We start from the raw sequence: 24626 nt of genomic DNA, 5'->3' as shown, positions 1-24626 counted from the left end.
AACTCCGCTACTAGTCGGCGGTGGTGTCGCGGGCCGCATAGGCGGCCGGCGTCAGGCCGACGTGCTGACGGAAGAACCGGCCGAAGTTGGCCGCGTCGGTGAACCCGAGATGAGCGGCAACCGCTTGAGGGGTCCACTGGGCATTGGCGAGAAGGCGACGTGCTTCGAGCACTCGCCGCTCGTTGACCACCTCCCGCACCCCCTTGCCGGTGGCGTCCTGCACGGCACGGCTGAGCGTGCGCACCGAGCAGCCCAGCAGTTGCGAGTACTCCTTGGCCTGGTGCAGCTCACGGAAGTGCAGCTGCAGCACGTCCAGGAAGCGGTCGTAGGTGTCACGGCGTACGGCGGCGGCCACCCGCTTGCTCGAAACATCGGGGGTCTGGACCAGGCGCAGTAGCAGCGCTTCCAGGAGGCTGCGCCGCAACGCGTGGTGAACGGCCAGCGGGCGGTGTCCCATCGCACGGTGCTCGTCCAGCAGCTGCAGCGCCGTCTGCTGCAGCCAGGGGGCGTCGTCCGGGTGCGGGGTCAGCACAGCAGGCGCGTCGTGCGCGGTGAGGGACGACAGGAGGCCGGCCGTGTCGGGCCGTAGTACATCCGGTTCGAACAGGATGAAGGGTCCACGGGCGGTACCAGGCTCGTGCCAGCACTGCGCCTGCCCGGGGCGCACCCACAGCCACTGGCCCGGAGCTACGGTGCGCGTGACGTGGTCGACGTCGTGCCGCATCTCACCCTCGGTGACCAGAATCATGTAGTGGAAGGTGGCGCGACCCGGCCGGGGCGGGTTCCACGGCCAGTCGTCGTGGCGGGCGTGAAAGTCCTCGAGCGTGGTCACTTCGAGCCCGTACGGCGTACCGGCCGGCGGCTGGAAGCCGTACAGCGGCACGGTGGCTGCCCGGGTGCGCGGGCGTGGGCCGGGCTCCGCCAAGGAGCGGGGCGCGGAGCCCCGCCCGAGCCCGGCAGAGTTCTCGGAGTGTCGCTTGTCGACCACCACGTGTCCGCAGCCTACCGTCCGAATTGTCCGTGGCCGGGGACATGATGGGACCTGGCGCTGCGAGCCGACCGGCGCAGCCGTCCCACACCCGAGCTGAGAGACCGATGGAACCGACCGAACCAGCGTTGCCGCTCTTCGACGACGAACCCGCACGGCCGCTGGCTGACCGGATGCGGCCGACCCAGCTGGACCAGGTCGTCGGGCAGGAACACCTCCTCGCCCCCGACGCCCCGCTCGGCCGCATGGTCGCCCAGCAGCGGCTGGTCTCGTCGATCCTGTGGGGGCCGCCCGGGGTCGGCAAGACGACCATCGCGCGTCTGCTCGCCGAGCAGACCAATCTCGTCTTCGAGCCAGTCTCGGCGACCTTCTCCGGGGTGGCCGACCTGCGCAAGGTGTTCGCCGCGGCCCAGAAGAGGCGCACCATCGGGCAGGGCACCCTGCTCTTCGTCGACGAGATCCATCGCTTCAACCGTGCCCAGCAGGACAGCTTCCTGCCGTACGTCGAGGACGGCACGGTGGTCCTGGTCGGCGCCACGACGGAGAACCCGAGCTTCGAACTCAACGGCGCTCTCCTCTCCCGCACCCAGGTCTTCGTCCTCAAACGCCTCGACGAGACAGCCCTGTCGACGCTGATCGGCCGCGCGGAGGAGCTCACCGGCCGCCCCTTGCCACTCGACGACACTGCCCGCCATGCCCTGATCGCGATGTCGGACGGCGACGGCCGCTATCTGCTCAACATGATCGAGCAACTCCAAGCCTTGCCCGTCACCGACGAACCGCTGGACACCACCGCGCTGGCCCGGCACGTCCAGCAACGCGCCCCGCTGTACGACAAGTCGCAGGAGGGCCACTACAACCTCATTTCCGCGCTGCACAAGTCGATGCGCGGCTCCGACCCGGACGCGGCCCTGTACTGGCTCGCCCGGATGCTCGACGGCGGTGAGGATCCGCTCTTCGTGGCCCGGCGGATCGTCCGCTTCGCCAACGAGGACATCGGCATGGCCGACCCGCACGCAGTACAGCAGGCGCTCGCCGCCTGGGACGTGTACGAGCGACTCGGCTCGCCCGAGGGAGAACTGGCGATCGCGCAGGCCGTTGTCTACCTGGCGACCGCGCCCAAGTCCATCGCCGTCTATCGAGGCTTCGGCGCCGCGCAGCGATCCGCTCACCGCACCGGCTCGCTGATGCCGCCTGCCCACATTTTGAATGCGCCGACGCGGCTGATGAAACAGCTTGGCTACGGCAAGGACTACCAGTACGACCCCGACACCGCTGAGGGCTTCTCCGGCGCCGACTACTTCCCCGAAGACATGGACCGCGAGGCGTACTACCAGCCCACCCGGAATGGCTACGAAGCCCAGATCACCGAACGCCTCCGCCAGTGGGCGGCCTTACGCGCCCGCACCCAATCCACCGACTGACCGACTGACCGACTGACCGGTCGGCGGGCTGGAAATCGATGGATCGCCTGAGGCCGGCGGGTCTAGGGTCATGGGCATGCCTGATGCCCTGTTCTCTGTACCTCGGTTGGCGGCTGTCTACGATCCGCTGGAGCCGGAACGGCCTGATCTCGAGGCCTATCTGGCGATGGTGGGGGAGTTCGGCGCGTCGAGCGTGCTGGATGTCGGGTGTGGGACGGGGAGCTTTGCCGTGATGTTGGCTGAGCGTGGGGTCGAGGTGGTGGGGGTCGACCCGGCGTTGGCTTCGCTGGAGGTGGCTCGGGGGAAGGCGGGGGCTGAGCGGGTTCAGTGGGTTCATGGCGATGCGGGGGCGTTGCCGCCGTTGCAGGTCGACCTGGCGGTGATGACCGGCAACGTGGCGCAGGTGTTCATCCAGCATGACGACTGGGCCGCGACGCTGACCGCAGTACGGCGTGCGCTTGCTCCGGGCGGACGTTTCGTCTTTGAAACAAGGGATCCGGCCCAACAAGCGTGGCTGAGATGGAACCGGGACGACACCTACAAGCGGATCGACGTACCAGGCGTCGGCAGGGTGGAGAACTGGACTGACCTAGTCGAGGTCCGGTTGCCACTGGTGACCTTCAAGTCGACCTATCTCTTCGCCGAAGACGGCGCGACCCTCACATCACAGTCCACACTGCGCTTCCGCACCAAGGCCGAGCTCGAGGAGTCGCTCACCCAGGCCGGGTTCGCGGTCGACGAAGTACGGGACGCACCCGATCGGCCCCAGCTCGAGTTCGTCTTCGTCACCCGCCGGCTGCCGTAGTTGGTACGGCCAGGGCGCCGGGCAGGGGTGGGGGTCACCGGCACCCTGGCCTGCTTAAAGGTATGTCGGTGGGCCAAACGGCGTGCAGTGGTGATGGGCTGGAAGGCTTGCAGGTAAGGGGTTTCCGCGGCGGAGGGTGTGTGCGGGGTTACGGAGCGGCGGCAGGAACGGTGCGGTCTGTGGCGAGCTTCACAGCGAAGACGGCCAGCGCGGTGCCCATCAGGTAGCGGTGGATGCGGGCCCACAGCGGTTTGCGGCTGAAGAAGACCGCGACAGAGCCGGCGGTGATGACGAAGATCGCGTTCACTCCGACGCCGACCGCGAGCTGGGTGAGGCCGAGGATCAGGCTCTGGGCGGCGACGTGGCCGCGGGACGGGTCGACGAACTGGGGGAGCAGCGAGATGTAGAGGATCGCGATCTTCGGGTTGAGCAGGCAGGTCAGCAGGCCCATGCCGAACAGCTTGCGCGGGCGATCAGGTTCGAGCGCGTTCGGGGTGAAGGCGGAGCTGCCGCCGGGCCGGAGAGCGCCCCAGGCGAGCCAGAGCAGGTACGCCGCGCCGGCCAGCTTCAGCGCCACGTAGATCTGCGGGACCAGCGCGAACAGGGTCGCCAGGCCGGCGGTCGCGGCGAGCAGGTAGACGAGGAACCCGACGCCGACACCGGCCAGCGAGGTGAGCCCGGCGCGGCGGCCCTGGGTGACGGAACGCGAGACGAGGTAGATCATGTTCGGGCCGGGAATGACGACCAGGCCGAGCTCGATGAGCGCGATCCCGATCAGTGCCTCGGTGCTGACCACCATCAAACTGTCCCCTCCGACGTCGTTGCTGCCGCAGTGAAACTAACAGTCGTGCCGGCCGGCGCCGGAAGGATTTTCCTCCGCTGAGACGCGTTGAGGGCCCCCGCCGATATTCGCTGGCGGGAGAGCAGTCACAATTGGTTAGCTAGAACCTGGAATGCCTGACGGTTTGAAGGAGACGGTATGAGCGAGACGCCCAGCAAGCCGGCCAAGGACGATCTGCAGAAGAAGTTCCGCGAGGCACTCGCCAAGAAGAACCAGACCCACGAGTCGCACCCCGGTAGCGGGCCGCGGCACGAGGGTGTCGGCGAGGCGCACAACGACAAGCAGAAGCGCCAGTTCCGGCGCAAGTCCGGCAGCTGATTTCCGCCGCCAACCATCCGTACCGAGCCCCGGGTTACCGCCCGGGGCTCTAGCTTTTCCCCGGGTACGACGAGAGCGCCGGCTTCGCCCGGTACGACGAGAGCGCCAGCTTCGCCCGGTACGACGAGAGCGCCGGCTTCGCCCGGTACGACGGGGGCGCCGGCTTTCCCCGGTACGACGGGGGTGGGCGCCGGCTCGGTTAAGGTCTGCCGGGTGAGCGTGCCGTTGCATTTCGCCGTCAAGACCCGGCTGGTCGAGTTGCTCGAACGGCTTGGCGAGGGGGCTGCGTTACCGCCGGAGCGGACGCTGGCTAAGGAGTTCGGCGTCTCGCGGTGGACCATGCGGCAGGCGATCCGGGAGCTGGTCGCGGACGGCCGGTTGCGCGCGCGGCAGGGGCAGGGGACCTTCGTGGCGACGCCGAAGCTGATCCAGCCGCTCGCGCTGCTGAGCTATACAGAGGCGTTGCGGGCGCAGGGGCTCCAGCCTGGCCGTGAGGTGGTCGTTTTCGAGGAGATTGCCGCCGACGAGGTGCTCGCCGGCCAACTCGAGATCGCGGTCGGCGATCCGGTACACCGGCTGGAGCGAGTGCTCCTCGCGGACGGTCAACCGATCGGCCTGGAGACGACGTACCTGTCGGTGGCGCGTTTTCCCACTTTGCGCGAGGTGCTGCAGCCGGAGGGCTCGCTCTATCGCTGCCTGACCGACGACCTCGGCGTCCAGTTCGCCGAGGGTGAGGAACTGGTCGAGACGGTCATCGCCAGCCCGCGCGAAGCCGAGTTGCTCAAGGCAACCCAGTCACTGCCGATGCTTCTCCTCCACCGCACCACCCGCGACACCACCGGCCGCCCGATCGAGTCGGTCCGCTCCCTCTACCGAGGCGACCGCGTCGGCTTCCGCGCCACCCTCCGCCCCTAGCCGGCCGGACCGCCCACACTCACAAACCCTGCCGTTCCTCCGCGGGTGGAGGCCGGCGCACGCTCGGCCGGGTGCGACCGGCTGAGGTTTGTGAGTGGGGGCGGTCCGGGGTGTTTGCCGGGGCTTCACCTGTTGGTTGGCGGGTGGGCGGCGGCGGGTAATTGGTCCGGACCAATCTTGGCTCTAGTTGAGCTGAGGGAGTGGTCGCGGTGCGGGTTGTGGTGGTCGGTGCTGGCGTGCTGGGGACGTTTCATGCCCGGGAGGGGGTGAGACGCGGGTACGACGTCCTGCAAGTCGAGCGCGAGCTCGAGGGCCGCGGCGCGAGTGTGCGGAACTTCGGGCTGGTCTGGGTGAGTGGGCGGGCACCCGGCAACGAGCTCGAGACAGCACTCCGGGCGAGGGAGTTGTGGGAGCGCGTCCCGGGGATCGGGTTCCGCCCGGCCGGGTCGTTGACGGTGTGCCGGACCGAGGACGAGCTGGCCGTCGCCAAGGAAGCAGCGAGCCGCGCAGATGCCGCCGCCCGCAACTTCGAAGTGCTCGACGCCGAGCAGACGCGCACAAGAAATCCGGCGCTGAAGGGCGACCTGCTGGGCGCGCTCTGGTGCGCCCGCGACGCCATCGTCGAACCCCGCCGCGTACTCCGGGAGCTCAGAGCCGAACTGGAGAAGTCCGGTCGCTACCAGTTCCTCCCCGGCCGCGAGGTCCGGGAGGTCCGAACAGGCGCGGTGCGTGACGATCACGGCGAGATCCACGCGGCCGACGAGATCTTCCTCTGTACCGGCGCCTGGCACAGCGGCCTCATCCGTGAGCTGGCCGGCGAGTTGCCGCTCCGCAAGGTCCGGCTGCAGATGATGCAGACCGCTCCGCTGGACGAGCAGCTCACCACGGCCGTGGCCGATGCGGACAGCTTCCGCTACTACCCGGCGTACCAGGGAGCGGCGCTGGATGCGCTGAAACAGACGCCGCAGGCAACTGTTGCCGCGGACAACGCGATGCAACTGCTGATGGTCCAGCGAGCCGATGGCGGGCTGACGATCGGCGACACACACGAGTACGCCGAGCCGTTCGGGTTCGACGTCCAGAGTGATCCGTACGACTACCTGAGGACCACGGTCGAGAGTCTGCTCGGCCGCCCCTTGCCGCCGATCGTCCGTCGTTGGGCCGGCGTCTACTCGCAAGCGACCGACGGCGGAGTCGTCGTACGGCGAACCGTCGATCGCAACGTCACCCTCGTCACCGGTCCGGGTGGTCGCGGGATGACCATGGCGCCCGCGATCGCCGAAACCAGCTACCAGGAGGCCGGCCTGTGATCCAGCTCGCGGTGCTCGACATGGCCGGTACGACGGTCGCCGACGACGGCCTCGTCGAGGAAGCCTTCACCCACGCGATCGGTGCCCAAGGCATCGAGCCTGACAGTGCGCGGTACGGCGAGATGCTGCGCCACGTACGGGCGACGATGGGGGAGTCGAAGATCACCGTCTTCCGTCACCTCCTCGGCAGCGACGAAGCGGCCGCGCAACAAGCCAACCAGGCCTTCGAGACCGCCTATGGCGCATTGGTCGACGAAGGTCGCTGCAGCCCGATCGAAGGCGCCGAGGAAACCATCCGCGAACTGCAAAGCAACGGCGTCAAGGTCTGCCTCACCACCGGCTTCTCCGAGACGACCCAGCAGCGGATCCTCGGCGCGCTCGGCTGGAAGAACCTCGCCGACCTCACCCTCTGCCCAGCCCAGGCAGGTCGCGGCCGACCGTACCCAGACATGGTCCTCACGGCCGTGCTCGCCCTCAAAGCCGATGCCGTGTACGCCGTGGCTGTGGCCGGCGACACCGCGTACGACATGACCACGGGGGTCCGGGCCGGCGCCTGGATCATCGCCGGAGTCCTGACCGGTGCCCACGGCAACGATCAGCTGGCAGCCGCCGGCGCCACCCATGTCCTCGAGTCGGTCCGGGACCTGCCCGGTCTGCTCAACCACTAACCAGACGGAGTTGTGATGTTCCGCTCGCGTGTCCTCACCGGTCTGCTCGCCGGTGCCCTGCTCACCTCGCTGGTCGCCTGCGGTGGCACCGGCGCCGCTTCCACCACCGGCGGTGGTGATGACAAGACCGTCACCGTGTACAGCGCCGACGGCCTGGCGGACTGGTACAAGACCAGGTTCGACGCATTCACCCAGCAGACCGGGATCAAGGTCCAGTTGGTCGAAGCCGGCTCGGGGGAGGTCGTCTCCCGGCTGCAGAAGGAGCAGTCGAACCCGCAGGCCGATGTCGTCATCACGTTGCCGCCGTTCATCCAGAAGGCATCGGCCGACAAGCTGCTGCAGCCCTACGCAGTGCCCGGCAGCGACCAGGTCAAGGGACCGAAGGCCGCCGACTACGTGGCCGTGATCGACAACTACCTGACCTTCATCGTCAACACCTCCAAGACGGCGGCACCGAAGACGTTCGACGACCTGCTGGATCCGCGCTTCAAGGGCAAGATCCAGTACTCGACCCCCGGCCAGGCAGGCGACGGTACTGCGGTGCTGTTGTTGCTGCAGCACCTCCTGGGCAAGCAGGGCGCACTCGACTACCTCAAGAAGCTCGAGGCGAACAACGTCGGCCCATCCGCATCGACCGGCAAGCTCCAGCCGAAGGTGAGCAAGGGGGAGATCTGGGTCGCCAACGGGGACGTCCAGATGAACCTCACCTCGATCGCGCACGACAAGTCGGCCTTCACGCTGTTCTTCCCGGCGACGGCTGACGGCAAGCGCAGTACGGTGGCGCTTCCTTACGTCATGGGACTCGGCGCGGGCGCGCCGAACAAGGACGGTGGCGAGAAGCTGATGACGTACCTGCTCTCGCCGGAAGCGCAGCAGACGGTGTCCGGTGACGCCTTCGGCATTCCGGCCCGGTCGGACGTGAAGCCCACCGACGCCAACTTCCAGTCGGTGCTGAAGGCAACCGCCGGGGTGGAGATCTGGCAGCCCGACTGGAACGCGGTTCTCGCCGATCTCGACGCAGACGTTGCCGCCTACAACAAGGCAGTGCAGGGATGACCGTTCGGCTCGAGGACGTGACTGTGCGGTTCGGCCGGACGGTTGCGTTGGAAGGGCTCGACCTGACCGTCGCGGCCGGTGAGACGGTGGCCTTGCTCGGTCCGTCGGGGTCGGGCAAGTCCACCGCGCTCAAGGCGATCGCGGGGTTCGTCCAGCCGAGTCGCGGCCGGATCTGGCTGGCGGGTCAGGACGTTACCGGCGTACCTCCGGCCAGGCGAGGGATCGGGGTGGTGGTCCAGCAGTATGCGCTGTTTCCGCATCTGCGGGTTGCGGACAACGTCGCGTTCGGGCTGCGGGCCGCCCGCAAGCCGAAGGCGGAGGTCGCTCGCCGGGTGGGGGAGATGCTCGAGATGGTGGGGATGGCGAAGTACGCGCGAAGGTTTCCGCGGGAGTTGTCCGGCGGGCAGCAGCAGCGGGTCGCCATCGCGCGGGCGCTCGCGATCCGGCCACCGGTGCTGCTGCTGGACGAACCGCTGGCCGCGCTGGATGCGCAACTGCGCGCTGACATGCTGGCCGAGTTGCAGAAGTTGCGGCGCGAGGTGCCGGACGTCGCGATCGTCTACGTCACGCACGACCAGTCCGAGGCGCTCGCGCTGGCCGACCGGATCGCCGTGATGCGCGATGCTCGACTTGTCGATATAGCGCCCGCCGCGGACCTGTACTCCGCTCCGCCGTCCGCCTTCACCGCGTCGTTCCTCGGCGGCGCCAACCTGTTGCCGGTAGAGCTGGTGCAAGGCGGAGTTCGCCTGGCGGGCCGCCCAGTGAACGGATTTCGCCCGGACAAGCAGGACGAAGAACTTCTGCTCTGCATCAGACCTCATGCCATCAAGCTCATCGACGGCGGGGGATGGCCCGGGCAGCTGGTGGCGGCGCAATGGCGGGGTGCTTCCAGCCGGTTGACCTGCACGCTTGACGGGTTGCCCGGCGTACCGGTGCAGGTCGACGTACCGGCTGATGGGCGGTTGCCCGAGATCGGGAGCAGCGTCTCCATCGAGTTGCCGCCGGAAGCCTGCACGCTGGTTGCCGCGGAGGCGCGCTGATGGCCGTCGAAGCAGTCACCACACCACTTGCCCTTGGCAATAAAATCGCGCCGGGCAGAAGCGGATCCGGCTGGCTGCTGCCTCCACTCCTGGTGCTCGCGGCGCTCGTCGTCTATCCGCTGATCCTCGTCGCCACGGAGTCCTTCACCGGCGGGTTCGCCACCTGGCGGGAGGTGGCCGGTTCGGCGGAGTTCCGCGACGCGCTCGTCCGCACGATCCAGATCGCCGCCTGTTCGACGATCGGCTGCCTGGTCGTCGGGACGTTCCTCGCCGTGGTGATCACGTTCGTTCCGTTTCCCGGCGCCCGCGTGGTCTCCGGCCTGGTCGACGCGATGCTCGCGCTGCCGTCGTTCCTCGTCGCTCTCTCCTTCACCTTCCTCTACGGAACGGCCGGCGTAGTCGGCTCACTGGTCGGCGTCGGCGGCTTCCTCACCACGCCGTGGGCTGTCGTCCTGGCCGAGATCACCTTCTACACCCCGTTCGTGATGCGGCCGCTGCTGGGCGCGATGGCGCAGATCCCGCGGGTCCAGCTCGATGTCGCCGCGAGTCTCGGTGGCGGTCCGTGGCGAGTGCTCCGCCAGATCGTCCTGCCCGAGGTCAAGCCCGCGCTCGCGGCCGGTGGCGGCCTGACGTTGCTGCTGACCCTCAACGAGTTCGGCATCGTGCTGTTCCTCGGCGCCCGCGACACCACGACCCTGCCGATCCTCGTCCACACCAAAGGCATCGTGATGTTCGACTACCCGGGCGCCTGCGTGATCGCCGTGGTCCAGGTCCTGCTCTCGATCGGCCTGTACGTCGCACTGCGCGCGGTCCTCACCCGGCAAGGAGGCAGCCGTGCTGCTCTGGACTAGATCCGGCAAGCTCGTCACCTGGATCGCCTTCGGGCTCGTCTTCGGCGTCTTGATCCTGGCGCCCTTCATCGTCGTGGCGGCCGCAGCCTTCGCGGGTAGCTGGAACGGCGTCTTCCCGTCGAACCCGACCGCGTCGCACCTCGCAGAGGCGCTGTCAGGCGACGAGCTGGCATCGCTGATCGTGAGCCTTCAGACCGCATTCCTCGGCGGCCTGCTCGCCGTCGTTCTCGGCAGCTGGGCTGCGATCGCCGCGCAAACAGCGCCGAAACCACTGGCCAGGTTCGCGGACAGCCTGCACCACCTGCCGATCGCAGTACCGTCCGTGGTCGTCGGACTGAGCCTGCTCGTTGCCTTCTCGCGCCAACCGGTGCTGCTCAACGGCACCCAGTGGATCGTGGTGATCGCCCACCTCGTCCTGATGGTTGCCTTCAGCTACGGAACGGTTGCCGCCGCACTGCAACGAACCGACCGCTCGTACGCCGAGGTCGCGGCCTCCCTCGGCGCGTCACCGGCCCGGGTGCTCTGGCGGATCCGGTTGCCGATGTTGCGTCCGGCAATCGTCTCGGCCGCGAGCCTGTCGATCGCGCTGTCGATGGGTGAGGTCGGCGCGACGATCATGGTCTACCCGGCGTCGTGGCGGACCTTGCCGGTGAGCGTGTTCGCGCTGACCGATCGCGGCCAGACATTCACCGCAGCCGCCGAGTCGCTGGTCCTCCTGGCCGTGACCGTCGTCCTCGTCGTCACACTGGATCGGCTGCGCGGCCGTTCGGTGGAGCGCTGATGAGCTCGGTCAGCCGGCCGAGCTGAAGCTCCCAGCCTTCCAAGTGACCGCTGGCGTCCTCCGGGGTGCTCAGGCCGGTGTGGGTGAGAAGCATGCGCGTGCCGCCGGCAACCTCGGTCAGCTCGACCCGGACCTGGGACGGCTCGCCCTCGTGGTCCCACTGCCAGGTGAACTCGAGGAGTTTCGGGGCGTCGACCTCGGTGTAGCGGCCGCGGACGACGTACGGGCCCATCGTGACGACGTACTCGCCGCCGACCCGGACGTCGGCGTCGACCTTGAGGTCGAGCGACGGGTTGGGGCAGTACCACCGGGTCAGCAGCCCGGGTTCCGTCCAGGCGGCATAGACGCGCTCGATCGTTGCCTTCAGCACCCGTTCGATCCGGATGTCAGTCGTCATCTTCGCTCTCCAGGAGTTCTTCCAGCCGATCGACCGTGCTGTTCCAGTACGTCGTGAGGTCACCCAGCCAGCCCTGTACTTCGGTCAGCGCGGCGGGTTGCAGCGTGCAGACGACAGTGCGCCCGAGTTTGCGGCGGCGGACCACCCCGGCGTCGACGAGCACGCCAACATGCTTGGTCATCGCCGGCGCGGTGATCCGATGCGGCGCCGCGAGCTCACCCATCGTCGCCTCGCCACGGCTCAGCTGCTGCACGATCGCCAGCCGGGTCGGATCCGCGAGCGCGGCGAAGGTGGTGGCCAGAGGCATGACTGACACTTCACCAAGTGGTGAAGTGTTTGTCAAGAGGTCACAGGAGCTGGTCGAGGAGCTCGGCGGCTCGCACCGCGCCGTCCGTGGCCACCGGGAGGTAGTCGACCGGTTGGGTCAGCCGCTTGGCGATCGCCTCGGCCAGTACCTGGGGGTCGGAGGCTTCGGCGTAACTCAGGTGGTGGCCGGCGTTGTAGCGGTCGAGGCGGGTGCGGACGTGGAACTCCTGCTCGAAGTGGTGCTGCAGCGGTATGTAGATGAACGGCACCCGCTGTGCCGTCAGCTCCATGCAGGTGGTCAAGCCGCCCTGGGTGATGGCCAGATCGGCCACCGCCAGTTGCTGCGGGAGATCCGGCAGGTAGCCGTGCACGGTCACGCCTTCGACGACGGGCAGTTCGGCTGGGTCGAGCCGTGGCCCAGTGACGAACATGAACTCCAGCTCCGGCACCAGTCGGCGAGCCAGCGGCACCGCATCGAGCACTCGCCGCAGTAGAGCAGAGCCGACCCCTGATCCGCCGACGGTCACTACACACAACAGCCGGTCACTGCGACGCCGAGGTTGCTCAAGAGCCGGCCGGAAGCCCGTGATGTAGCCGGTGAAGGTGTAGTTGGCCGTGGTCCAGTCGCGGATCGAGGGCAGGCCTGGGCCGAAGGTCGCGGTGATGATGTCGTCGGAGTCGCCGACGAAGAGCGAGTGATCGCGCAACCGCGGGAAGCGGGCCCGATGGCCCAGCATCTCGGCGTTGTAGTCCGCGGTCAGGTGAGCCTCCGCGGCGCCGCCGTCGGGCATCGGGAGCCAGCCGACGAAGTCGGTCAGCCAGGCATAGGAGAAGCGTTTGAGCTCCGGATTCTCGTGCAGGAAGTAGTCGACCTCCCACGCCTCGTCGCCGATCACCAGGTCGTAGTGCCGGTCGTCCACCACATCGGCGAAGGTGAGGAAGTTGGCGACCAGGATCTCGTCCATCCGGCGGATCGCCTGGAACGCGTGCAGGTCGTGCTCCTCGGCCTCGAACTCCACGTGCGCCGACTCGTTGATCAGGTACGCCGACGCCGGGTGGACCGTCTCGCCGGAGTCCTCGAGCACCCGCGTGACGGGATGTTGCGCGAGCCAGTCGATTTGCAGCTCCGGCCGGCGGCGACGCAGCTCCTGGGCGATCGCCAGGTCGCGTCGAGCATGCCCGAGACCGATCGGTGACGACAGGTAGAGCGCCCGTCGCGGCCGGTTCATCGCGCGCACCCAGGTACGCCGTACCGGCTGTGGCGCGACCTGGTCGACGAAGGCTTTCAGCAGCCGGTTGAACGCCACCGGATCGCGGGCGTGCGGCGCGTGGCCGCCACCCGCGATCGTGACGAGCGAACCACCGGTCAGCTCGGCGAGCCGGACACCTTCGGCATAAGGCCGGATGGCGTCCTTGTCGCCCTGCACCACCAGCACTGGGCACGTCACGTCGGGTGCACCCGGCGTACGGTCCTGCCGGGCCTCCTCGGTGTCCACCAGCACCTCTGGAGTGGTCTGCAGGCTCCACCGGATGCAGTCCTCGGTCTGCTTGGTGGAGTGCGGCTCGTTGAAGAGCTGCCCGAAGAAGAACCGGACGAAGTCCTCGTAGCCGCCTTCCAGCCAGTAGTGCCGGTTGTACTTCGCCCAGCCTTCGTTGCTGTCGTGCCGCTCGTTCCAGTTCCAGCGGGACCTTTCCTCCAGACTCGGGACGAGCCCGGCCGCCACACCGACACAGACGATGCCCAGTACACGATCAGGTTGCGCTGCTGCCAGCTGCAGCGCCCACGGGCACCCCCGCGAGAACCCGACGAGCACGCACTGCTGAGCACCCGCTGCATCCAGTACTGCGAGCGCGTCCGCGACGTACTCCTGATCCGCGTACGCCGCGGCCCCTACCGGCCTGCTGGAAGCACCAGCGCCCCTGCCGTCGAAGGTGATCACCCGGAAGTGCCTGGCCAGGTAGGGCACCTGTGCCTTCCACACCCGCGACGGCACGATCGACCAGGTCGGCAGGAGGACAACCGTGGGCCCTGTCTTGCCGGCGGGCCCGTCCCAGACCTGGTACGCGATCGTCACGCCGTCCCGCTCGACCGTCCCCATCTGGTCGGCCGGTCGAGCAGGGCGCTCTACAACCTGATGCATGTGCTCACCCCCTAGTCGCACTGTGTCAGGGGCGGACTTCGAAGACCAGGTTGAAGGGGGTCTCGGCCGCGGTACGGAACTGGGTGAAGCCCGCTGCCGTGGTGACGTCGCGGATGCGGGCCGGGCCGGCTTGAGTGCCCAGTGCCAGGCCGACGTCCTGCGACAGCGAGGCCGGAGTACAGAGCAGTGTGGAGAAGCCGTAGTAGGCGCGGCCGACCGGGTTGAGGTTGTCCTCGACACGGTCGCCCGCCATCGGCTCGACGACCATCCAGGTGCCGTCGGGCGCCAGCGACTCACGGACGTGCTTGGCGGCGCCGACCGGGTCGCCCATGTCGTGCAGCGCGTCGAAGGTGGTCGCCAGGTCGTACCCGGTTCCGCCGTACTGCGTAGCTGCCGCGACCTCGAACGTCACACGATCCGCGACCCCGGCCTCGTCCGCTCGCAACCGGGCGGTCTCGATCGACTCCGCGTGGTAGTCGGAACCGACGAAGGTGGAGCGCGGGAAAGCCTGGGCCATCAGGATGGTCGAGGCACCGTGCCCGCAGCCGATGTCGGCCACCCTGGCACCCGTCTCCAGCTTCTGTACGACGCCGTCGAGGGCGGGCAGCCAGCCGGCCACCAGGTTCGCGTTGTAGCCGGGGCGGAAGAACCGCTCGCAGCCGATGTGGACGTCGGAGGTGTGCTCGTGCCAGCCGATGCCCGCACCGCTCCTGGCCGCCTCGATGGTCTGGCTGGTGTGCTGCACGGTGCCGAGAGCGATCTGGAAGAAGCCGGGCAGGAATGCCGGGCTGTTCTCGTCCGTCAGCGCTACTGCCTGCTCCGGCGGCAGCAGGTACTTACCGGTGGCCGGGTCGTACTCGACGAAGCCCCCGGCGGCCTGTGCGTTGAGCCATTCGCGTGTGTAGTGCTCGCTGGTGTTGGTGCGCTCGGCCAGCTCGGCGGGTGTGGTCGCGCCTGCGTCGGCCAGTGCGCGGTAGTAGCCGAGGCGGTCGCCCATGACGACCAGCGCCGCGTTCAGCGTCGCCCCCACCTCGCCCACGGCCTGCCCCACGAACGCCATCAGTTTGTCCATGTCGATTGCGACTGTGGTCATGTCAGTTCCCTCCCTGGATCTGTACCGCGAACCTAGGAGTGCGGGGGAGTTGCTCGCATCAGGTGACCTACCTAGTCGGTAGGTGGTGTACTGCCAGACATGCTGATCGGGCGGGCGACCGAACGGCGGGCGATCGAACGGCTGGTCGCGGGGGCGCGGGTGGGATCCAGCGGGGTACTCCTGATCACCGGAGAACCGGGAATCGGGAAGACAGCTCTCGTGACCGAGGCGGCGACACTCGCCGCGGGCCTGCGCGTCCTGACGGCTCGCGGCACCGAAGCAGAACACGAGATTCCGTTCAGTGCCCTCCATCAGCTCCTTCGCCCCGCGCTCGGCGAACTCTCCCGAATCCCCGCACCCCAGCGGGAGGCACTGTCAGCTGCTCTTGCCCTGACTGCCACAACCGGACACTCCAGTGCCAGCGCGCAGGAGCGGTTCGCCGTGGGAGCGGGAGTGCTGAGTTTGGTTTGCCGGTACGCCGAGCGGGCGCCGGTGGCGGTGTTGGTGGATGACGCGCATCTGCTGGACCTGCCGAGTGCTGAGGCGTTGTTGTTCGCAGCTCGGCGGTTGGTGGCTGATCCGATTGTGCTGGTGATCGCGGCGCGGGCCGGTGAGGTGCATCCGTTGGCTCAGGCGGACCTGCCGCAGCTTCAGCTGAGTGGGGTCGGGCTGGAGGCGGCACAGGAGCTGGTCGCGGGACTGCCGGTCGACCTGGTCGCCAGTCTCCACCGCACGGTCGCGGGCAACCCGCTGGCACTCCTGGAGCTGGCAAGGGATCCCGAGCAGCTGCGACGCGTTCCGCCCGGAGTACCGGTGCCTGTCCCGGCACTGCTCGCAGAAGCCTTTGCTGCAAGGGCAAACAAGCTCAGTGAGGCTGCTCGGACCGCACTGCTCGTCGCCTCCGTGGATGACGGTGAGTTGGGAGTAGTGGCCCGCGCCTGCGCCGACCTGGGCGTTGACATCGCCGTCTTCGCCGAAGGGGAGCGGGCCTCGCTGGTGAAGCTCAAGGACGGTCGTGTCGAGTTCAGGCACCCCCTGGTCCGCTCTGCCATCTACTCGAACGCCGAGCCCGCTCACCGTCGTGCTGTCCACCTAGCGGTGGCCAACGCAGTACAGGATGACGACCGCCGCGCCTGGCACCTCTCCGAGGCAACACTCGGCACAGACGACGCAGTAGCCGCCGCACTGGAGGTAGCCGGCAACCACGCGGTAGACCGCGGAGCACACGCAGTCGCCGCAACCGCCTTCGAACGAGCCGCCCGCCTCACCGGTACTACGGGCGCTCGCGCGCTGCGGCTGGTCGCAGCAGGTGAGGCGGCCTGGTTTGCCGGGTCGCCGGAGCGAGCGGACGAGTTGCTGAGTGAGGCACTCGCCCTGGATCCACCCCAGCAGGTCCGTACTCACGCCAACGAGCTGCGCGGCGACATCGCGCTGAAGTGTGGCTCCCCTGCAAGAGCCCGCGACATCCTGTTCGCAGCGGCTGAGAGTGCCGACCCGGAAGCGGCAGTGGGTCTACTCGCTGACGTGGTCAACGCCTGCTTCCGCCTAGGCGACGCTGCTGGGGCTCTGCAAGCTGCAGACAACCTGAGCAAGTTGCTGCAGGACATCGATCGCCCAGGTACTCGCGTGATCGGCCTGCTCGCTTGTGGGGTCGCCAAGGTGCTCTCTGGCCGTGGCGGGACCGAGGAGATCCGTCAGGCCCTGGCGCTGGCACCGTCGGTGGCCCTGGAACACGACCGGCGCCGCCAGGTCTGGATGATGCTCGCCCCGATGTTCCTGCGCGAGAGCGGTACCGGCCGCGCCCTGATCGAAGAGGCGATGCGGGAACGACGGGACCAGGTCGCGGTCGGAGTACTGCCGGCGGTGCTCTTCCTGCTGGCCCGTGATGACGCAACCACTGAGCGCTGGGCTGATGCGGCTGCGTCGTACGACGAGGGGATCCGGCTGAGCCGAGAGACCGGGCAGACGACCGAGCTGGCGCTCAACCTGGCGGGACTGGCGTGGCTGTCGGCCCAGCAGGGGCACGCAGCGCAGTGCCGGGCACTCGCCGCGGAGGCGATGGAGATCTGCTCGGAGCGGCAGATCCATCTGGGGCTCGTCTGGTCGCTGTTCGCGTTGGGGGAGCTGGCACTGGGCCAGGGCGATCCACAGTCGGCGCTGCCGCAGTACGAGCGGTTGGCTGAAGTGCTGACGTCGTTGGGAGTGCTGGACCCTGACCTGTCGCCAGTACCGGAGCTGGTCGAGGTCTACCTGCGACTAGGGAGAGCCGACGACGCTGCCGCGGTGGCGCGGGCTTTCGCAGTACGGGCTGGTGAGAAGGGGCAGCCGTGGGCGCAGGCGAGGGCGGCCAGGGCGTTGGGACTGGTCGACGAGGATGAGCAGCAGTTCCTGCAAGCGTTGGAGTGGCATGAACGGACACTGGACGTCTTCCAGGCCGCACGGACCCGCCTGGTCTACGGAGCCTGGCTGCGGCGCGTACGACGGCGGGTGGATGCCCGCGAGCAGCTACGGCGCGCAGTAGCAGCGTTCGACCAGCTAGGTGCACCAGGCTGGGCCGACCAGGCTGCGGCCGAGCTGAAGGCCACAGGGGAGACAGCACGCCGCCGAGAGCCCAGTACTGCGGACGACCTGACCCCGCAGGAGCGGCAGATCGCCCGGCTCCTTGCCGACGGGCACAGCACCCGCAGTGTCGCGGCACGACTCTTCCTGAGCCCCAAGACGGTCGAGTACCACCTGCGCAAGGTCTACACGAAACTGGGCATCCACTCTCGTCCGGAGCTGGCCGAAATTCTCGCGAAGGGTGGCCCGGGGCCGACGTAACCTGGCCGACGTGACCTCGCCCTATCTGGAAACGAGTGGAACGAAACGGCACGCGGGCTTCGCGGAACTGGGTGCGAAGGCCCCGCTCCATCGCTTGACCCTGTTCACCGGCGTACCGGTCTGGCTGGTGACCGGGTACGCCGAGACGCGGGAGTTGCTGGCGCATCCCGATGTGGTCAGGTCGGAGCTGGACGGGCCGCACCGCGACGAGGTGACCGACGAACTGATCGCGTCGCTGGAGCAGCACATGCTCAGCGCCAACCCGCCCGACCACACCCGCCTGCGCAAGCTCGTCTCGGCCGCCTTCACCCGGCGCCGGATCGAGCAGCTGGAACCGCGGATCCTGGAGATCGCCGCCGGCCTGCTGGACGAGATGGCGGCCGCGGGCGGCGAGGTCGATCTGGTCGACTCCTACAGCTACCCGCTGCCGATCACGGTGATCTCCGAGCTGATCGGCATCCCGGCGATCCGGCGGGACGACTTCCGACGCTGGTCGTCGGTGGTGGTCAACGCGGCCGTCCACCCGGCCGAGGTCTACATCGAGGCCGCGACCGCGATGGTCATGTTCATCCGCGAACTGATCGAGGACAAGCGCGTCAGCCCCTCGAACGACCTGCTGTCGGACCTGATCGCGGTCCGCGACGGCGGCGACCGGTTGAGCCCGGACGAACTCACCTCGATGGTCTACCTGCTGCTCGCGGCCGGGCACGAGACCACCGTCAGCCTGATCACCAACGGCGTCCACGCGCTCCTGCGGAACCCGGACCAGCTGGCGCTGCTCAAGGCCGAGCCCGAGCGACTGCCGGCCGCCGTCGAGGAGCTCCTCCGGTACGACGGCCCGCTGCAGGCCGCGATCCCGTACATCGCCAAGGCCCCGATCGAGATCGGCTGGCACGTGATCGCGCCGGGTGAGGTGATCGTCTTCGCGCTGCTCGCCGCCAACCGCGACGCGGGCAAGTTCGAGCAGCCCGACCGGCTCGACATCACCCGGGAGGCCTCGCACGTCGCGTTCGGCCACGGCATCCATCACTGCCTCGGCGCACCGCTGGCCAGGCTGGAGGGCCGGATCGCGCTCGGCATGCTCTTCGACCGCTTTCCCGGGCTGGAACTGGCCGCCGACGACGACCCGATCCGCAGCCAGGGACTGCTGATCAATGCCATCACCCGGCTGCCGGTGAGGCTGTAAACGCACTGGTCCTTACGGATGAATTTCTGGTGCTCTCCCGCCTGGCGGCGGGTTCGCGGATTCGGTGGGGGTTGACTTCGGATGGCATGCTTCAAGTCGTGACAGAGCTGATGGAGACCGCCCGGCACGTCCTCGAGGTCGCCATGGCGTCTCCCTGGCTGATCCTGGTGCTCTTCCTGGCCGCCGCCATCGACGCCGTCTTCCCGGTCGTACCGAGCGAGGGCCTGGTCGTCACCGCGGGGATGGCAGCCGCGGCCGGCCACCAGAACCTGCTGCTGGTGATCGTCGCCGCGATGGCCGGCTCGATCATCGGCGAATCCGTCTGCTACCTGCTCGGCCGTGGTTCAGGTCCCACGCTGCTGCGCTGGATGCGCCGCCGGGACGCCCGGCAGCGGATGTTCGAGAAGGTGTCCAAGGCGCTGCACTCGCGCGGCGGGCTGATCCTGATGACCGTGCGTTACGTCCCGGGCGCGCGGATGGTCGCGACGCTGACCGCCGGAGCGACGGCGTACTCGTACCGCAAGTTCATCCTGTTCACCGCCGCCGGCGTCACGATCGCCTACACCTACGTCGCGCTGCTCGGCTACCTGGGCGGGGACGCCTTCGCGCACGACTCGCTCAAGGCGCTCGCGTTCAGTCTCGGCATGGCCTTCACGATCGGTCTCGTCATCGAGACCAGCCGCCGGATCGCGGTCCGCCGCCGTGCCTCCAGGGCCACCGCGGGCTGAGAAGCTCTTGCTTCAGAGCTTGAGGTAGCCGAAGGCGTTCTGCCAGGTGCCGCCGGCCTTGATCCGCTCGACGATGAGGCGCTGCAGCTTGGTGTCCTGCGGGAACTCGTCCAGCTTGTCGAGATCGTGGCTGCGGAACGTGAAGAAGATCGCGCTGTCCTGAGAGTCGCGCGGTTCGCCGTACGGGGTGAAGCGGCGGCCGAACCGGACCATGTTGGAGTCCTGCGGCAGGTTGTCCAGCAGGTACGGGTCGAGCAGCCAGGAGCCGAGCGTCGCGGTCTTCACCGGGTACTCCGGGAACACGCGCGGGAAGAACTCACGAGCCTGGTCGAAACTGTCGTCGATCGCCTCGGGCGTCAGCGGACCCGTCTCGGGGATGTGGACGCCGATGACCCACTCACCAGTCTCGGTCCCGGGCACCGGCTTGTCCGCCGGCACCTGGTGCAGCAGGAACTGGAGCCGGCCGAGCGCGTAGAGGACGCCGCTCCAGTGGATCGCCATCCACCAGTGCGTCGCCAGGCCGTACTCGCCGAACGTCCGGCGGTGTACGTCGAGCTGTTGTCCCAGATCGGCCAGCGTGGCCCAGCTGACCTCGTCGCTGACCCCGCGCTCCTGGTGGTACCGCCGGATGTCGGGCAGCGTCTCCAGGAACGCCGCGACCGAGATGCGCGGGTCGTCGGGCATCTCCAGCCCGTCACCCTCGGGGCGGAACGCGCCGATCGCGGTACGGAGCTGCCCGGCCAGCTTCTCGACCGCGGCCGGATCGGCCTCGAACTGCTCCGCGGCCTCCCGATCGGCGTCGGTGAAACCCAGCAGGCGGTACTCGTCAACGGTAGTCACACACTCAACCGTAGCCGTTGGATACTTACCAAGCCTCCCGGTTTCCGGTGCCTGGGCGTTGTCCTGGCCGGCTGTGGCGGCGGGTCAGCCGGCGGCGGTGTCGATGTGGCGGGCCAGCACCAGGTCGTCGTCGGTGAGGCCGCCGGCTTCGTGGTTGGTGACCCGGAAGGTGATCGTGGTGTAGCGGATGTCGATGTCGGGGTGGTGGTTCATCGACTCGGCCAGCTGGGCCACCGTCGCGACCAGCCGGATGCCGTCCAGGAAGGAGGGCTTCTTCACGCTGCGCACCAGCGCGTTGTCCACGACCTTCCACTCGGGCAGGTGGTCACGCAACGCGGCGTCGATCTGGTCATCGGTCAGCAGCTCAGCCATAGCCGACACTCTAGTGCGTCGTGCCGGACATTCCGTTAGCGATAGCGGCGCCCAGGTGCGTGCCTGGGCGCCGGTAGCGCAACGGAATGTCCGGCACGACGCACTAGTGCTTCTATTTGGGCTCCAGTGACCGCCAGAAGGCCAGTCGGTGCTCCTGTTCGTAGTCGACCGGCGCGATCTTGCCGGGAGCCAGCGACTGGACGCTGCCGGGCCCGCTGAACCGCTTCCACTCCGGTACGCCGGTGCCGTTCGGGTCGCCGCGATGGGCGAAGTTCGCCCAGTAGCGGATCATCGTGTCCGACAGCGCGACCTGGTCCGGCCGCATCGCCGCGGTGCTCTTGGAATCGGGGAACAGGTAGCTCACGTCGCCTGCGTGCCAGGCGCCCGGGTCGTAGCCCTTCGGGAACGGGATGTCGAGCGGTGCGTCCCGGTCGGCGAACTCGTAGAACCACAGCGGGTTCTTTGCCGAGAGCAACTGGTTCTGCCGGAGCTGGGACCGGGCCCACATCCGGTCCGTGATCACCGCAGCCCAGGCCCTGGCCGGTGTCGGATAGTCCTTCAACGGGTACTCCGCGGCGACCTTCGCGGCCTGGTCGCCAAAGGCCGTGCGGAGCAGTTCCGGATAGCCGGCCGCGGTCACCGGGCTGCCGGCCAGCTCCCGGAAGAACGCTACGAATGTGGTGTGCTCGTCCCGCGTCGTCCCGGACAGCACCGGCACCTCGGTGAAGTTGCCAGCAGCAAGCGCCTTGTCCGGATCAGGCGGTAGCTGATCGTTGCCCAGCGCATACGGCTGGAAGATGTTCATCACCTGCGGTACGGCGAGAAGCTTCGGCGCCGGCACCTTGCGAAGGCAGGCAAGATCCTTGCAGCCAAGCTGTTTCGCGACCACCTGGCCTTGCGTCTCGGCATCCTTCGTCGTGGTCCACCCGTACCACGGCAGTGCGGGTAGTCCTGGATAGGTCGCGCCGGCAGGCATGTCCATCAGGGTGAAGCCGCTCTGCATGATGACCCGGTGGAACAGTCCGCGCGACTGCTCCGACATCAGATGCGCGCTGGTCGCGGTCGCGCCGTACGAGACGCCGAACAGGGTCACGTTGGCCGGGTCGCCACCGAAGGCGGCCGCGTTGCGCTGGACCCAGCGCAGTACGGCGCGTTGATCCTGCAGGCCGATCGTGCCGGAGTGCTCGAGGCCGGGGAACCCGAAACCGCCGAAGACGCCGAGGCGGAAGTTGAAGGTGATCACCACGACGTCACCGGTGACCGCGAGTCGCGCTGGGTCGAACTGGTCGCCCGCACCGATCGCGCCGTCGCCGTGGATCCACACCATCACCGGCTTGCGCTGCTCGGGTGAGGCGGACTTCGGCGTGGTGACGTTGAGGAACAGGCAGTCTTCGTTGCTGCTGGCAAGGTTTGCGATGGCGTTCTTGTTCTGTGGGCAGGCGCTGCCCGGTTTGGTGGCGGCGCGTTCGCCGGTCCACGGCTTGGCCGGTTCGGGCGGTGCCCAGCGCAGGTCGCCGACGGGCGGGGCGGCGTACGGGACGCCGTTGAAGACGCGGCGGTCGGGATGCACGATGCCGCGGACGTCGCCGGTGTCCGTGTGGACGACCGGGCCGGGCGGTTCTGCTTGTGGTGGTGGGTCCTCGTTGCAGCCGGCAACTAGGAGAAGGGCAAGGGGGAGTGCCAGTAGGCGTTTCATCTCAGGCCTTCCTGGTGGTGAGGTCGACGAGAGTCGCGAACTCCTGGGCCGCCGCGTCGAGGTCCAACTCAGGGTCCAGGTCGAGTTGGCGGATCAGGCCGTCGCGAATCGAGAGGATGAAGACGGCAACGAGCTGCGGATCGAAGTCCCGCAGTACGCCGCTCCGTTGGCCCTGCTCGAGCACCGCGGCGAGGGCGGCCTGGTCGGAACGGGTCAGCTCGGCCGGCGCGAGGTCGCTCTTGATCCGGACCAGGGTGGACGCGTGGCTGCGATGGGTGCGGAGGAACGCGACGTTCGCCTCGACGAAGCCGTGCAGGACGGCGAGCGGTTCCTCGACGCCGTCGGTCCGGGTGAGGACGAACTCGCCGAACCGGGTCAGGATCTCGCGGCCGACCTCCTCGATCAGCTCCTGCTTGCCGGCGAAGTGGTAGGAGATCAGGCCGGTACTGCTCAGCCCGGCCTCGCGGGCGATCTCCTTGAACGACGCCTGCGCGACACCGTCCCGCGCGATCACCTCGATCGCCGCCGCGACGATCTGGGCCCGGCGCGCCTGCTCGGTCAGGGTTCGTTTTGCTCGCATAAGCAAATATTAGCTCAGCCAAGCAAATTAGGTCATGTGGTGCGGATTCTGGTCGCGGTGAGGAGGGCGGCGAGGGCCAGGGCGACGCCGGCGGAGATGATGACACCGAAGACCCACGGGCGCGGATCGCCGGCGTTGAGCGCCAGCAGGGTTCCGCTGATCGCGAGCGCGGTGGAGATGCTCATCGTCCCGGCCATCTGGGCGGCGCTGACGTTGCGGCCCGAGTTGCTGTCGTCGGACAGATCGAGGGTCAGCACCGACAGGCTCGACGAACTGAGGCCCATGCCGATCCCGGCGATCGTCCAGCCGATCAGGCCGAGCCAGAGGATGTCGCCGGCCCACGCGAGCAGGGAGGTGCCGGCCAGTCCAGCAGTCATCAGCGTCAGGCCTGAGCGCAGTACGGTCACTCGCTGCAAGCCGTGCTCGCGCCCCTGCAGCCAGGAGCCGAATGCCCAGCTGACGCCGGTGATCGACAGCGTGATGCCGGCGCGGGACGGGCTGAAGTCGTGTTCCAGGGTGAGCAGGAGTGGCAGGTAGGCGCCCGTGCCCGCGAAGGCCGCACCGGTCAGCCCGCGCGCCGCGACGACGGACGGGAAGCCGCGCCGGAGTACGAACGTGCCCCGAGGCATCACCCGAACCGCGGCCGTGGCGAGCACCACGACGCTCACCGCGATCGTCACCCCGGCCGGCCAGCGGTGATGCTCCAGTTGGTCGCCGGCCAGCGTCATCGAGAAGAGCGCAACCGACGCGGCGAACGCCCACGGCATGGCGGCGCGCCACGCAGCCAACTCAGCGGCATCCTCCGTACTGCGTTCGGGCGCGGGTGTGCGCGAGGCGACTCGCATCGCCGGCCGGAGCAGGAACCAGCTCGGCACCAGCAAGAAGAGTGCGCCGAGGAAGACCCATCGCCAGCCGACCTGCTCGGTCACCAAGCCGGTCAAGAATGGGCCCGCGACTGACGGGAGAATCCACATGGCCGCGAACAACGAGAACATCCGCGGGCGTAGTACGGCCGGAAGAGTCCTTGCCACGAGCACCATCAGGGCGACGTCGAGCAGGCCTTCCGCGAAGCCACTCAGCAGTCGGCCGGCCACCACCATCGGCATGCCCTGCGCTGTGCCGACCAGCAACTGGGCCAGCGCGAATGCGATCGCACCGGCCCGCAGCGTCGGGATCGGACCGCGACGGTCGCTCCACAATCCGGCGATCGCCAGCGATACCAGGTAGCTCGCATTCGGCGCGGCATTGGCCAGGCCGAAGGCGCTCAACGCGTCGAACTCCTGCACCATCGTCGGCAACGCGGTTCCCACCGCGCGGTTCTCGAACGCGGCCAGGGTGACCAGCGAGATGACGCCGAGAACGAGCGGCAGGTGGGTTCCGCTGAACAGCCGGGGCGGTGGTGGGGAGACCTCAGTGGCGGGCATGCCGGCAATCCTGAGTGTTAAAGCGCGCTTGAGGTCAAACGGTCAG

The 24626-nt window shown here is 68.3% G+C and carries 24 protein-coding genes; 13 read left to right on the top strand and 11 right to left on the bottom strand.

What is annotated here, in order from left to right; all coding sequences use genetic code 11:
- Positions 1–10: 10 nt before the first annotated feature.
- A complete protein-coding gene (locus tag ACQPYM_RS33115; RefSeq protein WP_433008365.1) occupies positions 11–883 on the bottom strand; it encodes a helix-turn-helix domain-containing protein in 873 nt (290 codons plus the stop codon).
- A gap of 212 nt (positions 884–1095) precedes the next feature.
- Here ACQPYM_RS33115 and ACQPYM_RS33110 point away from each other — a divergent pair, with 212 nt between their 5' ends.
- Both ACQPYM_RS33110 and ACQPYM_RS33105 read left to right on the top strand, forming a co-directional pair.
- Entirely contained in the window at positions 1096–2412 is a 1317-nt protein-coding gene (locus ACQPYM_RS33110) for a replication-associated recombination protein A (protein ID WP_433008363.1), read from the top strand.
- Between the two features lie 76 nt (positions 2413–2488).
- On the top strand, positions 2489–3217 hold the full coding sequence (locus ACQPYM_RS33105) for a class I SAM-dependent methyltransferase (RefSeq protein ID WP_433008361.1): 729 nt from the start codon (positions 2489–2491) through the stop codon (positions 3215–3217).
- 148 nt (positions 3218–3365) lie between these two features.
- Here the strand turns inward: ACQPYM_RS33105 and ACQPYM_RS33100 are convergent, their stop codons facing one another.
- Positions 3366–4016, bottom strand: a complete 651-nt coding sequence (locus tag ACQPYM_RS33100) for a LysE family translocator (protein WP_433008359.1) — start codon at positions 4014–4016, stop codon at positions 3366–3368.
- Between the two features lie 180 nt (positions 4017–4196).
- On the opposite strand from ACQPYM_RS33100, the gene ACQPYM_RS33095 reads away from it, so the two are divergent.
- The 8 genes from ACQPYM_RS33095 (at position 4197) to ACQPYM_RS33060 (ending at position 10997) form a co-directional block, all read left to right on the top strand.
- Positions 4197–4376, top strand: coding sequence for a DUF5302 domain-containing protein (locus tag ACQPYM_RS33095; RefSeq protein WP_360285156.1), 180 nt, complete (start codon positions 4197–4199; stop codon positions 4374–4376).
- A 213-nt stretch (positions 4377–4589) separates the two neighbouring features.
- The gene (locus ACQPYM_RS33090; RefSeq protein WP_433008357.1) at positions 4590–5291 is read left to right on the top strand and encodes a GntR family transcriptional regulator; all 702 of its coding nucleotides are present in this window, start codon (positions 4590–4592) and stop codon (positions 5289–5291) included.
- A gap of 209 nt (positions 5292–5500) precedes the next feature.
- The gene (locus ACQPYM_RS33085) at positions 5501–6601 is read left to right on the top strand and encodes a TIGR03364 family FAD-dependent oxidoreductase (protein ID WP_433008355.1); all 1101 of its coding nucleotides are present in this window, start codon (positions 5501–5503) and stop codon (positions 6599–6601) included.
- Entirely contained in the window at positions 6598–7269 is a 672-nt protein-coding gene (locus ACQPYM_RS33080) for a phosphonatase-like hydrolase (protein WP_433008353.1), read from the top strand. The genes ACQPYM_RS33085 and ACQPYM_RS33080 overlap by 4 nt, the downstream gene beginning before the upstream one ends.
- Positions 7270–7284: 15 nt before the next feature.
- The gene (locus ACQPYM_RS33075; protein WP_433008351.1) at positions 7285–8325 is read left to right on the top strand and encodes a 2-aminoethylphosphonate ABC transporter substrate-binding protein; all 1041 of its coding nucleotides are present in this window, start codon (positions 7285–7287) and stop codon (positions 8323–8325) included.
- The gene (locus tag ACQPYM_RS33070) at positions 8322–9365 is read left to right on the top strand and encodes an ABC transporter ATP-binding protein (protein ID WP_433008349.1); all 1044 of its coding nucleotides are present in this window, start codon (positions 8322–8324) and stop codon (positions 9363–9365) included. Before ACQPYM_RS33075 ends, ACQPYM_RS33070 begins: the two co-directional genes overlap by 4 nt.
- A complete protein-coding gene (locus ACQPYM_RS33065; protein ID WP_433008347.1) occupies positions 9365–10216 on the top strand; it encodes a 2-aminoethylphosphonate ABC transporter permease subunit in 852 nt (283 codons plus the stop codon). The genes ACQPYM_RS33070 and ACQPYM_RS33065 overlap by 1 nt, the downstream gene beginning before the upstream one ends.
- Entirely contained in the window at positions 10200–10997 is a 798-nt protein-coding gene (locus tag ACQPYM_RS33060) for an ABC transporter permease (RefSeq protein ID WP_433008345.1), read from the top strand. The genes ACQPYM_RS33065 and ACQPYM_RS33060 overlap by 17 nt, the downstream gene beginning before the upstream one ends.
- On the opposite strand, the gene ACQPYM_RS33055 is transcribed toward ACQPYM_RS33060, so the two are convergent.
- From ACQPYM_RS33055 to ACQPYM_RS33040, 4 genes are read right to left on the bottom strand one after another with little or no spacing between them, the layout of a single operon-like run.
- Positions 10957–11394, bottom strand: coding sequence for an SRPBCC family protein (locus ACQPYM_RS33055; protein ID WP_433008343.1), 438 nt, complete (start codon positions 11392–11394; stop codon positions 10957–10959). The genes ACQPYM_RS33060 and ACQPYM_RS33055 overlap by 41 nt on opposite strands.
- Positions 11384–11701 (bottom strand): ArsR/SmtB family transcription factor, encoded by a 318-nt coding sequence (locus ACQPYM_RS33050; protein WP_433008341.1) that lies wholly within the window; start codon positions 11699–11701, stop codon positions 11384–11386. Before ACQPYM_RS33050 ends, ACQPYM_RS33055 begins: the two co-directional genes overlap by 11 nt.
- A 40-nt stretch (positions 11702–11741) precedes the next feature.
- Positions 11742–13841, bottom strand: a complete 2100-nt coding sequence (locus ACQPYM_RS33045) for an alpha/beta fold hydrolase (RefSeq protein ID WP_433008339.1) — start codon at positions 13839–13841, stop codon at positions 11742–11744.
- Between the two features lie 25 nt (positions 13842–13866).
- Positions 13867–14934, bottom strand: coding sequence for a class I SAM-dependent methyltransferase (locus tag ACQPYM_RS33040; RefSeq protein ID WP_433008337.1), 1068 nt, complete (start codon positions 14932–14934; stop codon positions 13867–13869).
- A 99-nt stretch (positions 14935–15033) separates the two neighbouring features.
- Between ACQPYM_RS33040 and ACQPYM_RS33035 the strand changes: the two genes are divergently transcribed.
- The 3 genes from ACQPYM_RS33035 (at position 15034) to ACQPYM_RS33025 (ending at position 19668) form a co-directional block, all read left to right on the top strand.
- Positions 15034–17754, top strand: a complete 2721-nt coding sequence (locus tag ACQPYM_RS33035; RefSeq protein WP_433008335.1) for a helix-turn-helix transcriptional regulator — start codon at positions 15034–15036, stop codon at positions 17752–17754.
- 10 nt (positions 17755–17764) lie between these two features.
- Positions 17765–18940 (top strand): cytochrome P450 family protein, encoded by a 1176-nt coding sequence (locus ACQPYM_RS33030; protein ID WP_433008333.1) that lies wholly within the window; start codon positions 17765–17767, stop codon positions 18938–18940.
- 98 nt (positions 18941–19038) lie between these two features.
- Complete coding sequence (locus tag ACQPYM_RS33025) at positions 19039–19668, top strand: DedA family protein (protein WP_433008331.1); 630 nt, start codon at positions 19039–19041, stop codon at positions 19666–19668.
- Positions 19669–19680: 12 nt separating this feature from the next.
- On the opposite strand, the gene ACQPYM_RS33020 is transcribed toward ACQPYM_RS33025, so the two are convergent.
- From ACQPYM_RS33020 to ACQPYM_RS33000, 5 genes are all read right to left on the bottom strand, one after another.
- Positions 19681–20508 (bottom strand): acyltransferase domain-containing protein, encoded by an 828-nt coding sequence (locus tag ACQPYM_RS33020; protein ID WP_433008329.1) that lies wholly within the window; start codon positions 20506–20508, stop codon positions 19681–19683.
- A gap of 84 nt (positions 20509–20592) precedes the next feature.
- Positions 20593–20880, bottom strand: a complete 288-nt coding sequence (locus ACQPYM_RS33015; RefSeq protein ID WP_433008327.1) for a 4a-hydroxytetrahydrobiopterin dehydratase — start codon at positions 20878–20880, stop codon at positions 20593–20595.
- Between the two features lie 112 nt (positions 20881–20992).
- The gene (locus ACQPYM_RS33010) at positions 20993–22576 is read right to left on the bottom strand and encodes a carboxylesterase/lipase family protein (protein ID WP_433008325.1); all 1584 of its coding nucleotides are present in this window, start codon (positions 22574–22576) and stop codon (positions 20993–20995) included.
- A gap of 1 nt (position 22577) precedes the next feature.
- Entirely contained in the window at positions 22578–23156 is a 579-nt protein-coding gene (locus ACQPYM_RS33005; protein WP_433008323.1) for a TetR family transcriptional regulator, read from the bottom strand.
- A 32-nt stretch (positions 23157–23188) separates the two neighbouring features.
- Positions 23189–24580, bottom strand: coding sequence for an MFS transporter (locus ACQPYM_RS33000; protein WP_433008322.1), 1392 nt, complete (start codon positions 24578–24580; stop codon positions 23189–23191).
- Positions 24581–24626 lie beyond the last annotated feature (46 nt).

This window comes from Kribbella sp. CA-294648, from assembly GCF_050943845.1.
Lineage (GTDB): Bacteria > Actinomycetota > Actinomycetes > Propionibacteriales > Kribbellaceae > Kribbella.
The sequence above is the reverse complement of the archived record's forward strand: the minus strand, read 5'-3'. Positions and strand labels throughout refer to the sequence as shown.

What these genes read in the sequence shown, in the direction of transcription:
- ACQPYM_RS33075 (WP_433008351.1), top strand. Translation starts at nt 7,285, where the DNA reads ATGTTCCGCTCGCGTGTCCTCACCGGTCTGCTCGCCGGTGCCCTGCTC.
- ACQPYM_RS33035 (WP_433008335.1), top strand. Translation starts at nt 15,034, where the DNA reads ATGCTGATCGGGCGGGCGACCGAACGGCGGGCGATCGAACGGCTGGTC.
- ACQPYM_RS33105 (WP_433008361.1), top strand. Translation starts at nt 2,489, where the DNA reads ATGCCTGATGCCCTGTTCTCTGTACCTCGGTTGGCGGCTGTCTACGAT.
- ACQPYM_RS33045 (WP_433008339.1), bottom strand. Translation starts at nt 13,841, where the DNA reads ATGCATCAGGTTGTAGAGCGCCCTGCTCGACCGGCCGACCAGATGGGG.
- ACQPYM_RS33010 (WP_433008325.1), bottom strand. Translation starts at nt 22,576, where the DNA reads ATGAAACGCCTACTGGCACTCCCCCTTGCCCTTCTCCTAGTTGCCGGC.
- ACQPYM_RS33095 (WP_360285156.1), top strand. Translation starts at nt 4,197, where the DNA reads ATGAGCGAGACGCCCAGCAAGCCGGCCAAGGACGATCTGCAGAAGAAG.
- ACQPYM_RS33100 (WP_433008359.1), bottom strand. Translation starts at nt 4,016, where the DNA reads ATGGTGGTCAGCACCGAGGCACTGATCGGGATCGCGCTCATCGAGCTC.
- ACQPYM_RS33065 (WP_433008347.1), top strand. Translation starts at nt 9,365, where the DNA reads ATGGCCGTCGAAGCAGTCACCACACCACTTGCCCTTGGCAATAAAATC.
- ACQPYM_RS33050 (WP_433008341.1), bottom strand. Translation starts at nt 11,701, where the DNA reads ATGCCTCTGGCCACCACCTTCGCCGCGCTCGCGGATCCGACCCGGCTG.
- ACQPYM_RS33015 (WP_433008327.1), bottom strand. Translation starts at nt 20,880, where the DNA reads ATGGCTGAGCTGCTGACCGATGACCAGATCGACGCCGCGTTGCGTGAC.
- ACQPYM_RS33110 (WP_433008363.1), top strand. Translation starts at nt 1,096, where the DNA reads ATGGAACCGACCGAACCAGCGTTGCCGCTCTTCGACGACGAACCCGCA.
- ACQPYM_RS33040 (WP_433008337.1), bottom strand. Translation starts at nt 14,934, where the DNA reads ATGACCACAGTCGCAATCGACATGGACAAACTGATGGCGTTCGTGGGG.
- ACQPYM_RS33070 (WP_433008349.1), top strand. Translation starts at nt 8,322, where the DNA reads ATGACCGTTCGGCTCGAGGACGTGACTGTGCGGTTCGGCCGGACGGTT.
- ACQPYM_RS33055 (WP_433008343.1), bottom strand. Translation starts at nt 11,394, where the DNA reads ATGACGACTGACATCCGGATCGAACGGGTGCTGAAGGCAACGATCGAG.
- ACQPYM_RS33000 (WP_433008322.1), bottom strand. Translation starts at nt 24,580, where the DNA reads ATGCCCGCCACTGAGGTCTCCCCACCACCGCCCCGGCTGTTCAGCGGA.
- ACQPYM_RS33005 (WP_433008323.1), bottom strand. Translation starts at nt 23,156, where the DNA reads ATGCGAGCAAAACGAACCCTGACCGAGCAGGCGCGCCGGGCCCAGATC.